This window comes from Lederbergia ruris, from assembly GCF_018332955.1.
Classification (GTDB): domain Bacteria; phylum Bacillota; class Bacilli; order Bacillales; family Bacillaceae_C; genus Lederbergia; species Lederbergia ruris.
Map to the genome: position 1 here is coordinate 1 of NZ_BORB01000038.1, position 15,351 is coordinate 15,351.

Below are 15,351 nucleotides of genomic sequence, written 5' to 3' on the forward strand. Positions count from 1 at the left end.
CAGGATCAAACTCTCATATAATGAAAGAAGTTTGTTTTCCTTCTCAATTGCTGGCAATGGTTCAAAACCATTTATCCATTTATTTATTGACGTTCGTTTCGTTCAGTTTTCAAAGATCAAATTCTTGTTCGCCGTTTTAGCGGCGACTTTATTATCGTAACACTATTCATTTTCGAAGTCAAGCTTTTTTTAACTCTTTTTTCGAATGTTGTCCTTATTTGTTTTCCCTTGTCTCTTAAGGACGTCTTATACTATATCATGGTTTTTTTTGATATGCAACCTATTTTTCAAAAAAACTTTAAGTTTTTTATTATTATTGAGAAGTTCTCTTTAAAACTATGAAATTTCCCGGTCTATCTCCATATATAATGCCCATAAAACCTCGTTCATATTTATTATATTTCCAACATATATATTATCAATCCATTTATAGTAGGTGAAATGATGCTAGCATATGTCGGTCTTTATACTGCAATTATTACGGCTGTATATTTGTTTTCTTATTCTTATATTGAAGCATTACGAATATCAAATGCAGAGGAAAAGGTTTATGGAGGAACCTTTATCTTTTCATCTATTATGGCATTTGTTTTTTCAGGATTAACCTATCTTTTCATCTAATAATAGTTTAGAATTTATCCCCGCTCTCTATTTTTAAGAGAAGATGGGGATTCTTTTCGTGAAATCATTCTTATCTATACTATATTTCAATCATTTGCTTTTTCTTTATAAAAATATGATAATATCATTTTATATCGAAAGCGCTGTATATTCAAAAAAATAGAGGAGAGATTTATTTGTTGGATGTTGTTGATTCAGAGCTTCTGATTAAGTTAGTTGTATCAGCCTTACTTGGCTTAGTGATCGGATTAGAAAGGGAACTTAAAAGTAAGCCGCTCGGTTTGAAGACCAGTCTTGTGATTTCGATTATTAGTTGTTTGTTAACGATCGTGTCGATTGAATCAGCTTACTTACTCCCTGGCAGAGATGATATTATGATACGTATGGATCCCCTTCGTTTAGCTGCACAAATTGTGTCAGGAATTGGCTTTTTAGGGGCTGGCGTTATTTTAAGAAGGGGAAATGATCATATTTCCGGATTAACTACCGCTGCGATGGTGTGGGGAGCCGCTGGAATTGGAATTGCAGTAGGAGCCGGGTTTTATGTCGAAGCTGTCGCAGGGGTGATCCTTCTTATTATTAGTGTGGAACTTATCCCTTTTGCAATCGTTAAGATTGGTCCCAAAAGTTTAACTAAAAAAGACTTGATTATAAAAATTACAGTGTCTCAACAAGAAAGCCTTGAGAAAATTGTTGAAAAAATTCAAGGGGAGAAAATTTCTGTTACCCATATACGGATTAAAGATATCAAAGACAGCTCCATGCATATGCTTGAATTAAGGACGAGAGTGAATGGCAAACGCCCTGTGACCGACATTTACTACACGATTGCCAAGATGCAGGATGTGGATGCGATTGAAATTGTGAGTTAAGACTTGCTTTTTTTGTAAAACTTACTATAATAAGTATTGGAGTTACGATTTGGGGCATTAGCTCAGCTGGGAGAGTGTCACACTGGCAGTGTGAAGGTCAGCGGTTCGAACCCGCTATGCTCCATATTCAAAACCCTTGAAACATCAACGTTTCAAGGGTTTTTTCTTTTTATTCAATTTAAAAGAGCCCCTTTCAAAGAAAGGGGCTTAAGGCAAGGAGGTGCTACTTACCAATCATCACGTCGACGCTCTTCACGACAACGGCAAATGAATCTCTCACGGTCACGGTCGCGGTCACGATCACGGTCTCTATCATCGTCCCAATCACGGTCGCGTTCGTGTCTTACTTCACGACAGCGGCAAATTAATCTACGCCGTCTACGTCTTTCACGCCTCTCTTCTCCACCAAAAAAATCATCTTCAAAACACATACTCACTGCACCTCCTCTTTATATATTAAAGCCGGCCGACCTTAATACATATCATATTGGAAAATTGCTTGGTCAAACTGTCTGATGAAAACGGGGATTTTTTATTATCTAATTCCAGCGCCCAGCTACTTGGTTTCGAGTCTATGACCTCTTTGCCTATGTAACCGAACAAATGTTGAAGTCTGTTTCCCTTTCCCGCAGCAATGATGTGGCTATGCTCATACGAAAGCTTTGTTTCCAGGATATTTCTCATACACCGCAACCAAACACGGAAATTGCGTTTGTTCTTTTTTCAACTCTCGAAAGTTAAGAAAGCGATTGCCGGTAAAAATCACTTCATCTGGCGAGAGTTCCAAGCAGTTCAATGGTTTTTGCCCTGTCTGCAAACGCAAATGTCGCTGCGCCTCCTCCGCTGTCTGGGCAAAAATAAAGGCCCATTTCTGTCTCGCGATCTTCAGTGAAAAAATTTTTATCTGATCAAAGCCAAGATAATTCATTTCCAGCAATTTCTCCAATTTCTCAGGATCAGGTTTAATTTGCGACAAAACCGCATTATCCTCCTCTAGATCAACCTTCCTCTCCTGAAGCAAGCAGAAGATAAAATGGGCAAGGAGCGATTCTTCATACTTGATCGCATCTTCATATAGCGCCTTAATCGTGGGCATCGCGAATTCCTCCCGTAAATTGATTATAATTCGCAAACACTGTGCCAATGGGACCATTGCGATTTTTAGAAATAATTAGCTCCAAGTGTTTTGGATCTGCATCCTGATCATAATAAGCATCTCTGTAGAGAAAGATCATCACATCCGCATCTTGTTCGACACTCCCAGATTCACGGATATCGGACATCATCGGTCGTTTATTTTGCCTTTGCTCCACCGCTCGGTTTAATTGGGCCAACAAGAGGACCGGGCAATTCATTTCCTTCGCCATCCCCTTTAGCTGCTTCGAAATTTCTGTTACTTGCATATGAGCATTGCCGCCATAATGATGTTCAGGTCGAATCAACGTTAAATAGTCAATCAACACAAGCGGTTTTTTGTCTGGGTATTCGTGCATCAATTTCCTCACCTTCGCGCGCATCTGGGCGACTGTTTGCCCTGCTCCATCAAAAATTTGGATATTGGTTTCCGACACGCGGCCGATCAGCTCTGGCCATTGTTCCTTTTGGGCTTCGGTGAGGTGTTGATAGGGATTCCGTAGCTTCAAACGATTGATGGCCCCTGTCGAAGCGACGAGTCTTTGAATCAAGCTTTTATTCGGCATTTCCAGTGAAAAAATAATCGGCAAATCTCCGTTCCAACCTGCTTGCTTGGCAAAATGAAGCATCACATCTGTTTTCCCCATCGAAGGCCTTGCCGCCACTACCGTGAGCTCTCCGTCTTGAAAACCATTCGTCATTTGGTCTAGGCGCAGCATTCCAGTTGATATCCCCTTGATCTGATTTTCTTCTTGCCATGGGGCTTCATAAAGATCTGCTAACCCCGTAGAAATCGCTATATGATCATCGATTTTCGCCTCATTGATTTGATCTAAAGCATGAATCACCTTCTGAATCTCCCAATCTTCTTCCTTGGCGACTGTTAAAATATTCCTTTTCTCCCGTTCTTTCCATTTTTCCAGCACCAACTCCTCATATTCAGCGAATTTTTCAACATTGGCGAAGGATTGCAAGTCATGGAGATAGGAAATACCGCCAAATGGTTCCAAGTCCACTGTCGTTGAGAGTGTGACAAGGTCAATTGTGCCACCTTGTTGATGCCGATCGCGCATTTGTTTAAATAAGGCTTGATGGCGTGGATCTGCCAAATGTCCAGCTTTGATGATCGTATCCCCGATCAAATGATTTTCTTTCATCATGCAGCCAAGTAGCGCTTTTTCAGCTGTCATGCTCCTCTTCCCCCTCTGAAAGATTATGTTGATAGAGTTTTGAAAGTTCTGTATCCAAAGTCTGGTGGCCAAAATATTTTTTCTGTTGTTCAAACTCTCTGTCCAAGGCGCTCACATCCCCCAGTGTTTTCACATTGTGATGACGCCATTTCTTTAAAATTCCATATGTATATCGCCAACTTCGATTGCCAGAAGCTACTGAAATTTTCATCGCTTCGATCACAAGCACTTCCCCAAATTCCTCTAAAGCATCCACCAGCTCTTCTGCCATATAAGGGCTCAGCATCCCAATGTTCTGTTGATAAAAATCAATGACATTTTCACGACAACCACCACCATCTATTTTTTGCGCTTCTTGTTGTTGTTCTTTTTCTATTTCTTTTTCTATTTCTTTTTCTACTTCTTTTTCTTGTCCCCGTAACGCGTGCGTATCGTCATACGACTCGTACAACCTGCGAATTTTCTCTTGTTTCACATTGCCCCCAACAAAAGTAATCAGACTTCGGTCTTTTACTTTACTCAACTCAGCTGTCACACAATCTTCCACAGGCTTACCACCGCGAGGAAAATTGTATTTCCCCCAATTTCGAATTGCCACTTCCCTTGTTTGTGAGTTATACTTCAGCAGTTTATGTTGATGAATCAAACGTTCAAAAATACTTTGCACCGTCTCCATTGAATAACCTGTATCAAACGCCATTTGCTTCTTCGTAATAGAGTAGATGCCAATTTGCGTTGTATTCGCATTCGTCAATAAATACAAAAACAGATACTTATCCTCTGGTGTCATCTCCTCCACCACTTTCGGATCATCCCAAAACCCAATATCAATCATGCGAAATTTTGCCATCGTTCCTCTCCCTTTCTTCTCTATAAAAAATTTCCGTAAAAAGATCGGTTCATTATGCATATATGGTATTCACTGAAATTCGGACACCTTTTGCAAAATTTTTTGCCAAAAGACGCAGACGGAAATGCCTTTGACACGAAAAATGCATTTTCTCTCTGCCGCTGCGAATTATCCAAATACCCCTCAACTTTTTATCACTTACAAGGCCCGAAAATTTCCTCTTTTTTACAGTATAAAACTATAAAAAAATAATGAGGTTGGGACATTACAAAAATGTTAAGTTCCAAAAACGAAAAATTCATTACGTTAGCGGAGGAAATATACGTAGACTCCTGCGGGAAGTAAGAGTTCGTAAAGACCCCGGAAGGCGAAGCCTGAGGAGGCTTGACACTCGCCCGCGGAAAGCGAAGTATATTTCCGGAGCGGGTTATATGCACGATGGTAGTTCGGTTTTTTCTTTGGTGAAAACACTTTTGTCCCAGCCTCACGTTGGTAAAAATTCAGCTATACGATTGAAATGAACGTAAGAAGGGATTGGCAGTATGTGTGGCTAACGCGACTTTCAACCGGAATGTCTGCACATAATTAAGGGACGATTAGGAAAAATAGCTTAAACACGCAAATTTTACAATATAAAGATCTTCAAGAAGGATTTTATGAAAGCAACAGATGTGCTTGTCCAATGTTTAGAAAATGAGGGGGTTGAATATGTTTTTGGGATACCAGGTACGGAAATTTTAGATCTAGTCCATTCCCTGTCCAAATCCAACATTCAATTTATCCTCGTTCGGCATGAGCAAGGTGCAGCCTTCATGGCAGATTTATATGGACGGTTATCAAAAAAGCCCGGAGTTTGCCTAGCTACCCTTGGACCAGGGGCAACGAATTTGTTAACCGGTATATCTAGTGCACAGCTTGACCACTCGCCGGTAATTGCCTTAGTTGGACAAGTTTCGTCGGAGAAACAACACCCAGAGTCACATCAATATTTAAACCTAACAGAAATTTATGAACCGGCAACGAAATGGAGTACACAAATAAAATCTGCACAAATGATTCCAGTCACAATACGTAAAGCTTTTCGGACCGCGATGATGGAGAAGCCCGGTGCGGTACTACTTGCATTACCGGAGAACTTGGCAACCGAGATGATTGCGGGTCAACCCTTAGCCCTTTCGCAAATTCCACCGTCCTTGCCTGTTCAGAAAGCAATTCAAACCGCCCATTCAATTATTCAAGATTATATGAAACCTTTTATCCTAATTGGAAATGGAGTGATTAGAGAAAATGCAATGGAGGAGCTGCGTATTTTTATCGATGCCCTTCAATCGCCTGTTGCCCATAGTTTTATGGCAAAAGGCATATTACCTAAAAACCATCCCTCTAACTATTTCACGTTTGGATTTAGTGAAAACGATAAAGTTTTAGCAGGGATTGCCGAGGCAGACTTACTCATTGTCATCGGGTTTGACTTTGTCGAACAGCTACCCCAAAAATGGAATGGAGGAAAAACCCCAGTTATCCATATTGACACTTTGCCAGCAGAAATAAATGAGTATTACCCAGCGGAAATAGAATTAACTGGGAATATTAAGCAGATTTTGCATGCTCTTAATCAACTTAAGATGCCACCTAAATCCTGGGTGCCTCAAGGAAATCTAAAAGAAAAAATAAAAACATCGTATCAAATCAGAGATCATCAAGGTGAATCAAATAGACTTCCCTTAACAACAGAGAACATTCTCCTTATGATAGAAGAACTAGTTCCTGACCAGTCCATCATCATCTCGGATGTTGGTGCACACAAACTATCCATTGCCAGAACGTATCAGCCAAAACAACCGGATAAGCTTATAATCTCCAATGGGTTGGCATCGATGGGGATCGCATTACCGGGTGCAATTGGCGCTAAGCTTGCCTGCCCCGAAGATCCCGTTATATGTATTACCGGGGATGGTGGCGCATTAATGAATTTTGCGGAAATTGAAACGGCAAAGCGTTTGGGGGTATCGTTTATTATGATTGTTTTAAACGATTCTGTTTTGAAATTAGAGGAGATGAAAATGGAGAAAATGTTTGAAAGCAGTGAGGGAGTATCCTTTCAAAATCCGGATTTTACCCAATTAGCGGAAGGTTACGGGATAAAGTGTGGTCGTGCCCACAATCTGCGTCAATTTGAGGAACATCTAAGAGAGGCATTACTTGTACAATCTCAAGGAGAAATTATGTTAATTGATGTATTATTACCTTCTTCTCCTTGACAATAACTTCAGGCACTAGCGTTGCATAAAGCTCTTTTGAGAAAGTAAAGTATCTTGCATTAGAAAAAAGTGAAAGGTATATAAAATGGAGACATTTAAGTTTGATTGCATATTGGCATGAATTCACATACTAGAAGGAGAAAACCAAAGATATATTGCCCATTATAAAATTGACCAAAGCCCGCCATCGTTGCGGACCATAGAAGGGCAACAACTGGTGATTTAAATTCGTGATTTACGCTATTCATCCGCATCTATCTCATCCAATCAACTCAGTCATCATGTTTTTCTATTTTTCCTATTAACGTGAAAGCTATGCAAATGGAATAGTGCTAACTGTTAAATAAAGGCTTATCTTACATATTTACATTTTTTATACAGATAATAGAAGAAAGCCATACTGAATTCATTGATGTGTGTAAATACAAATGAGAGTTGATCGAAATGTTCCTGATCCTGCTGAATATCATCATCCTTTTCTTTATCACCTTTTCCATTGTAAAAAAAAGACTTGGCTTGCTTGAGAACCTCTTTATTTTCATGGTACAAGAATTGCTCATTACGAGTTATTTTGCTGTTTTATATATCAATTTAAAAGTATGGGAAATAACGAATAGCATAAAACTATTTATTATTTTTCGACTTTCCGAATTCCTCGTCATCCCCTTGTTATATGTAATGTATTTCAATTTATTGGCAGCGATTCAATCCCGTTTTACCAAAAGTTTGTTCACGATCACTTATATCGCCATTCTATATGGTGTTGAGTTTCTGCTTGTGCAAGGGAAGGTCATTCGCTATAATGGGTGGGATTTTTGGCATTCCCTTCTCTCCATTGCTTTTGTCTTACTCATTTCATCTATCTTGCAATTTTGTTTCAGAAGGGTCTTACGAAAGGAAGGAATTGGAAGATGATGCCCTTACAATTACCAACAACATTTGACGAGAATGAGTGGTTTATCATCATTGGGCTTATTCTTTCTTATTCTTTGATACTTTGGCTTCCTAAACGGTTTCCTTTGAGTCTTACGATCCTCCTTCTACTATTTGGCTCAACCGTTGCACGAATTTATGACCATTTATTATCTTCACCGGATTTAAATTTATACAATATTATGGATTCGCGCAAATATGAATTATTTGATGTCATTTCCTACTTTTTATACGCACCATTTTCGTATCTCTATATCTATTTTTATGAAAAATTAAATATTCGAGGGTTCTGGATATTGCTTTATATTGTCATTTCTTCCATAATTGGAACGCTGTTTGAGGGAGTAAACGCGCTATTTCATGTTTTTAACTATCACGGATGGAAATTATCCTACTCATTTAGCGTTTATTTAGGTGTGCAAGCATTGACATTGCTTTTTTACCATATGATTAAACATTTTCATCATAGACAAACGACGAATAAGTAGGATTGGCTAATTCGCTTGGTTTTTTTCAATTTTAAGGATCCACTTATAGTATAGTACTAAAATAACCAGTAGGATGGGGTCAACAATGGCGGAATACCATAACTTCCACCAACCATAATGGAAATAACCCCAAGGCGCGGGGAGTAATGCCAATGTTTCATACATGAGCAGTGGGATTGTCCAGCAAATAATATAAAGAGCCTGTTTCATAAGTGGTCTTTTAAGAGGATACCAATTTAAAAACATGACATTGACAGGCGGGATAATCATGGTCAGGGTTGGAATAGAAAGAAAGTCTACTCCTTTTGAGTAATACCAATAGCCATGGTATTTAAGATCAAGATATAAATCAGCAAATGTCTGGAATGCGATTGTAAATACTGTGATATGGACGATTTGATTGACAGATAAATTTCTAACTTTAGAAAAGGCAACAAAGTTAAAAACAAAAATAGCGATCAACATCCCAAGCAATATGAACACTTCCTTTTAGAGCCCTTAGTCTTTTAACAGTATATCCAAATTTTATAAGAAGACGACATAAGGAGAGAGCCATTACTAATTCGTTCAAAACGATAAATAGCTAGAGCAGCTCCTATGGCTCCAAACGGTGGCTCCCTCGCCGTACCTCTTTTCGGAACTTTTCTCAATTTCGGGGACGGCCGCACACTTCGCCGTACCTCTTTTCGCAACTTTTCTCAATTTCGGGGACGGTCACTCGCTTCGCCGTGCCTCTTTTCGCAACTTTTCTCAATTTCGGGGACGGCCGTTCACTTCGCCGTATCCTTTTTCGCAACTTTTCTCAATTTCGGGGACGGCCACTCACTTCGCCGTACCCCTTTTCGTAATTTTCCTCAATTTCGGGGACGGCCGTTCACTTCGCCGTACCCTTTTTCTCAACTTTTCTCAATTTCGGGGACGGCCACTCACTTCGCCGTACCCCTTTTCGCAACTTTTCTCAATTTCGGGGACGGCCACTCACTTCGCCGTACCCCTTTTCGCAACTTTTCTCAATTTCGGGGACGGCGCACCCTTAGCCGTTCATCCTTTTGGCGGGCGCTTGCGCTTTTCTTAATTATTTGCCATCTCGATTACTTGTTGTTGCTTATTTTTATGATTTTTAACGGCTTCCTTTTTATATTGTTCAAATGTATCGAGTTTTAACGCATCGACTGTAGCCCCAAATTGTTTTGTTTTTCAAGAAAAGGGTAAACAAATAGGACAACACAGAACAATTTAAAGGAGGAAAAAACAATGGGAATTCTTTGGACTTTAATTGTTGGTGGTGTCATTGGTTGGTTAGCTGGATTAATCGTTGGACGGAATGTTCCGGGCGGTATAATTGGAAATATTTTAGCCGGTATTGTGGGATCTTGGTTAGGCACTTTACTCCTTGGTTCATGGGGACCCGTCATAGCTGACTTTGCGATTATCCCAGCGATCATTGGAGCGATTGTCGTTGTGCTTATTCTTAGTGCCATCTTGCATGGTACAACGAAAAACAGGGCATAAAGAAATGAGGCATACACTTGATTCAGTGGATATCTGATCCTACTGGATCAAGTTTTTTGTTTGTATCGCTGCCTTGCCATTGTTTTCTCCCAAAAAAACAAAATGAATCTAGCTGGAAAAAATACCATTCAAAGTTTTTAGAAGTCACATCGTTCCGCCCAGCAAAAGGAACAAGGACACATCATTCAATCGGATAACATAAAAAAGATTGCTTTCGGTTTCTAGCTCTAGCAATCTTTTTTGTATGAAGGCAGAGTATTCCACAGAATTCGTGATAATGCTACGATTAAAAACTCAGTGAAGTATAAGTGCTTCACTGATTTTTTGCCTTCCGGAGCCACAGAATATGGTATATCCGGTGATCTTAAAAACAGGCCTTGTGCGATTCTTATTATTCCACTCTTAATTTTTGCCCGATATAAATCTTATTGATATCTTTGATGTTATTCCAAGACTTGATTTGCTGTTGGGTGCTGTTATATTGAACAGCTAGTCCAGATACAGTATCCCCAGGTTTCACAGTATGATAGACGGCTTTTAATTTTGCTGAAGGAGATCTGGATAATTTTATTTTTTGACCAACCTGGATCACGTTCGGATTTTTAATCCCGTTTCGCTCAGCAAGTTTTTTTACTGAGGTTCCATATTTGACTGCAATCTCACTTAAGGTATCTCCTGCTTTTACGGTGTAGGTAGTATTCTCAGGTTTGGTCACTGGCTTTTTAGTAGCATTCGAATGCTTCTTTGCCAAGAAGTCATGATAAGCTTCATTCATATCGACAGGGCCGGAAATGCCGGCAACTTGTCCAGCGCTAGTGTATTGCCACATTTGATAAGCACCTTTATACGTACATTTCGGCGCCCACTGTGCCACCCACTTATCAAAGCGATCTAATTTTCCGCTTCTGAGAGAACCATTTAACCAGCTCAAACTGGCGTACAATGATACGTAATATCCCGCATCCTCAACTGCATTTAACCATGTATAACAAATGTCGATCAATGCCGCGCTCGCAGGCATGCCCCGTTTGCGTTTGTATCCGTCAGCATCCTCCATATCGAAAGCGATTGGGTATGTCGGATTTTTGCCATTCAATAACCGCAAAGCATGGGCCACTTCACTCTTTGCCTCATTTATATCCATGGCATAGCTGTAAAGATAGGCTCCCCACGGAATGCCAACACGCTCACATTCTTTTACATTCCGTTCAAAATATCGATCATCTTGCCTTTCTAAATCACTTCCAAACCCCATGCGAATCATCGCAAATTCTATTTCATCCGCCTTCACCTTGTCCCAATCAATCTTTCCTTGGTGTGCAGATACGTCAATCCCTTTTTTCGCCACATTCCCATCTCCTTCTATTAAATTATTCAGCATTAACGCTGCTCATCCCCAAAATATAAAAAGAGCCCTGAAAAGGACTCTTCCATCAACATTCACATTCACATTTTTTGCCTTATAGATACCTAATGTTCACGCATTTTCGTTACAGATTTGTTTTCCTTTCTCTTATTTTTATAAAAACCTAATCCTAATACAAGGATAATTAAAAATACAATGACTATATATTCAAGGGATTCTTCTATCCCTATTAGTTGATCCTTCATCAGCATTTCACCAGCGACCCATACGAGAATAGCGGAACCGACATAACTGATCCAAGTATACTTGTCCATTATTTTCACAATCAGCTTTGAACAGAATATCATGACGGGAATACTAATAGCTACTCCCAAGGCAAGAATGAGAATATGTCCATCTGCTGCTCCTGCAATCGCCACAACATTATCCAAACTCATCACAGCATCCGCAAGTATGATTGTGCCAATCGCTTTCAGCAAACTCGTTTGCGCGGAGATTTGATTGCCTTTCTGATCATCCCCGATCAACACTTTATAGGCAATCCATAGAAGTAATATCCCAGCGATGATATGCAAGAATGGAATTTGCATTAATTTAACAATGATCGTCGCAAAGAGAATACGTAGCACCACAGCCCCGGCAATTCCCCAAAAAACGGCTTTATTCTGTTGCTCTTTAGATAATTTTCTCGTTGCCATTGCAATCACAATCGCATTATCACCAGAAAGGATCATATCAATTGCAATAATCTTTAATAAGGCAAATAAAGCGGGTGAAGAAAATATGATTTCCGCAAAAACGAATCCATTATGATTCATCAGACTCCTTCTTTCCCAAAATTTTAACACTGTATTATACCATACCCTTTAACCACTCGACAGCGAAGACATACGGACGCAGCGCATTTAGCCGTTTAACCTTTGTTTATCCTTTTTCACGCCCCTAAGTAGCCGTCTTCCGCTTTTCCGGTAAAAATGTGAGTTTGCCCTAGATTGTTTGTCCAATCGTAATCATGTTTTCCTAATAAACTATTAATGAAAGCTTTTATTGATTGTAAAAATTCACAGCTTACTTTACCGCGGGTGGGGATTGAAAAGGTTTCTTCTTTTGGAGAAACCTTCTTTTTTTATAAAGCCGGATTTTCCTCTGGTCCTCTCAGCGATCGATCCATTTTTCCTGCTTCTCAGTCTTTTTCGTACATCCAAAGGGGCGTTGGATCGACGTTTTCCTGCTTGTCATCCTTTTTCGTACATCCAAAAGGCCATTGGATCGACGTTTTCCTGCTTCTCTTTCTTTTTCGTACATCCAAAAGGCCGTTGGATCGACGTTTTCCTGCTTCTCTTTCTTTTTCGTACATCCAAAGAGCCGTTGGATTGACGTTTTCCTGCTTCTCTTTCTTTTCCGTACATCCAAAAGGCCGTTGGATCGACGTTTTCCTGCTTCTCTTTCTTTTTCGTACATCCAAAGAGCCGTTGGATTGACGGTTTCCTGCTTCTCTTTCTTTTCCGTACATCCAAAAGGCCGTTGGATCGACGTTTTCCTGCTTCTCTTTCTTTTTCGTACATCCAAAGAGCCGTTGGATTGACGGTTTCCTGCTTCTCAGTCTTTTTCGTAGATCCTCAATCAAAATATTTTGCGAAATCCCTTATCCCCCAACAGATTGAAGGTTTACTTTATTTTAAGAGCCACATTAGAAAAAGGCGTATGACAAAAAGTGAATTCTCGTTTTTGGTAACGATGGGTTATTTCATTTTTAATTAGTTGCCTTATATTTATTTTCATATAATCGTTATATCTTACGAAAATGGAGTAGTAGGCTGGTGGTAAATCTTTTAATGAGTCGAATTGGACCTTGATCGTTCCTTCGCCATTTTCATTCATTGTCACCGGTAAAACATAATCATTATGGGCATTTTTCCCATCCCGAATTAATACATCTGTTATGGAATGAATGTGATCACCATACACATGAAAATGAAGAATGTATTGGTTTTCTTGACAATAATGTTCTTTAAAGGTGATGTATATGGGTAAAGGAATGTATTTATATTTTTCCTCGAGAAAAGGAATCACAAGATAAGCCTGCTGATTTTTTATCACCACTTCTTTTACCTTGATGGATTTATCCCACTCCAACAGTTTTGTTACCGCACTATAATTGCCCTCACGTATTAATTCATATATCAGTTTGTGAATGGGCTCAAAAAAATTCTCCGTAAAATCATAGGTTAATTTTCTAGTTGTCTTCAAAATTTGCTTGATCTTATAATAGTACAGCCGTTTAAATTTTGTCTTCTGAAAGTGTGGTGTCGTAAAAAGTCGCCTCATTAAATCAAATTCATACAATCGATTCACAATCATTTTCTCAATCTCAAGATCAAATTTTCGCTTTAAAATGTAATGGACTATTTGTAAATTATAATTTGTTTTTTGCAAAATATTGGTTTGATTCGTTAAGCGGGTTTTTTTCGTTTCATCCAAGCGATTGGCATAATAAATCGGCTTTGTCGTCGTTGAGATTGTTTGACAACTTGTTAGGACATCAATAAAAAATTGTTTATCTTCCGCGAATTTCATCTCAGGAAACTGAATCTGCCGCTCTTTAAGCAAACTCGCTCGCATCATTCTTGCAGTCGGACCAAGATGGTGAAAAATATGGGGGATGGAAAAAGGAGAGACACTTCTCCTTTCTTTACAACATTGGTGTTCACCAACTACTTTCGTTCCTCCATTGTCCACTTTAATGGTTCTACCTACCACATAGGGGTCGCCTGTTTCTTCTAAAATCTCATAAAGCACTTGCAAGCCATTGGGATCAAGCCAATCGTCGGCATCTAGAAACATGATATAGGGTGAACTTGCTAATTCCATACCAATATTCCGTGGACGACCAGATGAACCTGAATGACAATCTAACGAAACCACCGTCATATTCTCGTGTTGTTTTGCAAAGTCTAATAAAATTTCTTTTGAACGATCTGTCGAACAATCGTCAATGAGTATATACTCAATATTTTTAAAGCCAAGCGTTTGCTTCATAACAGATTCAATGGACTTTTTTAAAAACTTTTCTCCATTATAAACGGGAGTAATGACCGTAACGAAATAATCTCTCTGCCTATTTGTTGACTGCTTATGTATCGTATAGGCTTGTTGTTTTTTGGGGTTGTATAAACTTTTAAAAATTTTCGTCGGCGATAACCGGATCATGTCTTCACGTCATTTCCTTCAAAACGGTAATTTTTATTACGATTATTTTGGACCAAAAACAAATAAATTATTCGGACCGCAAACCATAATCAAGCCTACCATGGCAAACGTCAAAACATGCCATTCACTGCATCACCGCATCCACTACTAAATCAGTTCCAATTGAAAAAATGACTTCCACCCAGCAAATTATTTCTTCTTTTGCCGGTACAAATCAATAGATTTATATCCTTGTGATAGGATGTCGATCATTTGTTGCTGGCGTGTTTCCCTTGTCTTTTGTTGTTTAGCAGAAAAGATGTAGCGAGCCCAGCCTTTTTGGTAACCAGGTGTCAAGCTTTCAAAAAAAGCAAATACATCTGGTTGAGTAGCCAATAGTGCTTTCACATCTTTGACTTTATCCTCATAATCTGCAACACGCTGACTAGCTGATAATGACTTCTTTGCTTTCTTTTTCTCCCGTTTTAATCCAACTACAGTGAAGACATCATCCATACTTACCATACGTGAGAACTTCAAATCGCTTTCCGCAACATAGCCATCCTCATCTACTTTCATAGCTGGAAAAATTTCATCTCTGTGAACGAAAGTTTTATAGCGTGTGTTGCCTTTTTTAGGGTAAGCGAAAAATAAATAGCCTTTATCAAGTAATAGTTGGCTATCGATAATTTGCTGTGTATACTGGACCATCTCATCCACAGTTTCGACAAAAATAAAAATAGCCTCATGGTCTTTGTTAAAGGTTGTCGCTTGCTCTGTAAATAGAGCGTAGTCATCTGGTTGATTAATCACAACCATGTTTTTGTATTGATCGAGTTTTAATTTTTCGATAATCGCCATGAGCATACTCCCTTCGTTTTTGCATTTAAAATATGGTAGCACCTAAAAAAGCTCTATCAACGTACTTTTTTCAG

General features: G+C 39.2%; 16 protein-coding genes and 1 tRNA gene. 7 read left to right on the forward strand and 10 right to left on the reverse strand.

Annotation, left to right across the window (positions count from 1 at the left end; translation table 11 throughout):
• The first annotated feature begins 444 nt into the window (after positions 1-444).
• The 3 genes from KI363_RS17335 (at position 445) to KI363_RS17345 (ending at position 1,617) form a co-directional block, all read left to right on the forward strand.
• Complete coding sequence (locus KI363_RS17335; protein ID WP_212967110.1) at positions 445-621, forward strand: hypothetical protein; 177 nt, start codon at positions 445-447, stop codon at positions 619-621.
• A 179-nt stretch (positions 622-800) separates the two neighbouring features.
• Positions 801-1,493, forward strand: a complete 693-nt coding sequence (locus KI363_RS17340; RefSeq protein WP_158322499.1) for an MgtC/SapB family protein — start codon at positions 801-803, stop codon at positions 1,491-1,493.
• 51 nt (positions 1,494-1,544) lie between these two features.
• Positions 1,545-1,617: transfer RNA gene (locus tag KI363_RS17345), tRNA-Ala, on the forward strand.
• 103 nt (positions 1,618-1,720) lie between these two features.
• Here KI363_RS17345 and KI363_RS17350 read toward each other — a convergent pair.
• The 4 genes from KI363_RS17350 to KI363_RS17365 all read right to left on the reverse strand — a co-directional run bounded on the left by KI363_RS17350 (position 1,721) and on the right by KI363_RS17365 (position 4,667).
• Positions 1,721-1,930 (reverse strand): hypothetical protein, encoded by a 210-nt coding sequence (locus tag KI363_RS17350; RefSeq protein ID WP_158322488.1) that lies wholly within the window; start codon positions 1,928-1,930, stop codon positions 1,721-1,723.
• A gap of 212 nt (positions 1,931-2,142) precedes the next feature.
• Positions 2,143-2,589 carry a hypothetical protein gene (locus KI363_RS17355; protein WP_212967111.1) on the reverse strand — a complete coding sequence of 149 codons (447 nt, stop codon included), beginning with the start codon at positions 2,587-2,589 and terminating at the stop codon, positions 2,143-2,145.
• The gene (locus tag KI363_RS17360) at positions 2,576-3,817 is read right to left on the reverse strand and encodes a replicative DNA helicase (RefSeq protein ID WP_158322486.1); all 1,242 of its coding nucleotides are present in this window, start codon (positions 3,815-3,817) and stop codon (positions 2,576-2,578) included. Before KI363_RS17360 ends, KI363_RS17355 begins: the two co-directional genes overlap by 14 nt.
• Positions 3,807-4,667, reverse strand: coding sequence for a DnaD domain-containing protein (locus tag KI363_RS17365; RefSeq protein ID WP_212967112.1), 861 nt, complete (start codon positions 4,665-4,667; stop codon positions 3,807-3,809). Before KI363_RS17365 ends, KI363_RS17360 begins: the two co-directional genes overlap by 11 nt.
• A gap of 656 nt (positions 4,668-5,323) precedes the next feature.
• Here KI363_RS17365 and KI363_RS17370 point away from each other — a divergent pair.
• From KI363_RS17370 to KI363_RS17380, 3 genes are all read left to right on the forward strand, one after another.
• Entirely contained in the window at positions 5,324-6,928 is a 1,605-nt protein-coding gene (locus KI363_RS17370) for an acetolactate synthase large subunit (protein ID WP_158322484.1), read from the forward strand.
• A gap of 444 nt (positions 6,929-7,372) precedes the next feature.
• Entirely contained in the window at positions 7,373-7,843 is a 471-nt protein-coding gene (locus tag KI363_RS17375; RefSeq protein WP_212967113.1) for a hypothetical protein, read from the forward strand.
• Complete coding sequence (locus KI363_RS17380) at positions 7,840-8,349, forward strand: hypothetical protein (protein ID WP_212967114.1); 510 nt, start codon at positions 7,840-7,842, stop codon at positions 8,347-8,349. The genes KI363_RS17375 and KI363_RS17380 overlap by 4 nt, the downstream gene beginning before the upstream one ends.
• Positions 8,350-8,355: 6 nt before the next feature.
• Here the strand turns inward: KI363_RS17380 and KI363_RS17385 are convergent, their stop codons facing one another.
• Entirely contained in the window at positions 8,356-8,814 is a 459-nt protein-coding gene (locus tag KI363_RS17385; protein WP_306345188.1) for a CBO0543 family protein, read from the reverse strand.
• Positions 8,815-9,603: 789 nt separating this feature from the next.
• Between KI363_RS17385 and KI363_RS17390 the strand changes: the two genes are divergently transcribed.
• Entirely contained in the window at positions 9,604-9,861 is a 258-nt protein-coding gene (locus KI363_RS17390; protein WP_158322480.1) for a GlsB/YeaQ/YmgE family stress response membrane protein, read from the forward strand.
• A 391-nt stretch (positions 9,862-10,252) separates the two neighbouring features.
• Here the strand turns inward: KI363_RS17390 and KI363_RS17395 are convergent, their stop codons facing one another.
• The 5 genes from KI363_RS17395 to KI363_RS17415 all read right to left on the reverse strand — a co-directional run bounded on the left by KI363_RS17395 (position 10,253) and on the right by KI363_RS17415 (position 15,277).
• Positions 10,253-11,242 carry a LysM peptidoglycan-binding domain-containing protein gene (locus KI363_RS17395; protein WP_212967116.1) on the reverse strand — a complete coding sequence of 330 codons (990 nt, stop codon included), beginning with the start codon at positions 11,240-11,242 and terminating at the stop codon, positions 10,253-10,255.
• A gap of 89 nt (positions 11,243-11,331) precedes the next feature.
• The gene (locus KI363_RS17400) at positions 11,332-12,045 is read right to left on the reverse strand and encodes a TerC family protein (protein WP_191967484.1); all 714 of its coding nucleotides are present in this window, start codon (positions 12,043-12,045) and stop codon (positions 11,332-11,334) included.
• Between the two features lie 365 nt (positions 12,046-12,410).
• Positions 12,411-12,854: a hypothetical protein gene (locus KI363_RS17405; protein WP_212967117.1), complete on the reverse strand. Its 444-nt coding sequence runs from the start codon at positions 12,852-12,854 to the stop codon at positions 12,411-12,413.
• Positions 12,855-12,895: 41 nt separating this feature from the next.
• Entirely contained in the window at positions 12,896-14,437 is a 1,542-nt protein-coding gene (locus tag KI363_RS17410; RefSeq protein WP_212967118.1) for a glycosyltransferase family 2 protein, read from the reverse strand.
• Between the two features lie 189 nt (positions 14,438-14,626).
• Positions 14,627-15,277, reverse strand: coding sequence for a YdeI/OmpD-associated family protein (locus KI363_RS17415; RefSeq protein WP_158322477.1), 651 nt, complete (start codon positions 15,275-15,277; stop codon positions 14,627-14,629).
• Between the last annotated feature and the right edge of the window lie 74 nt (positions 15,278-15,351).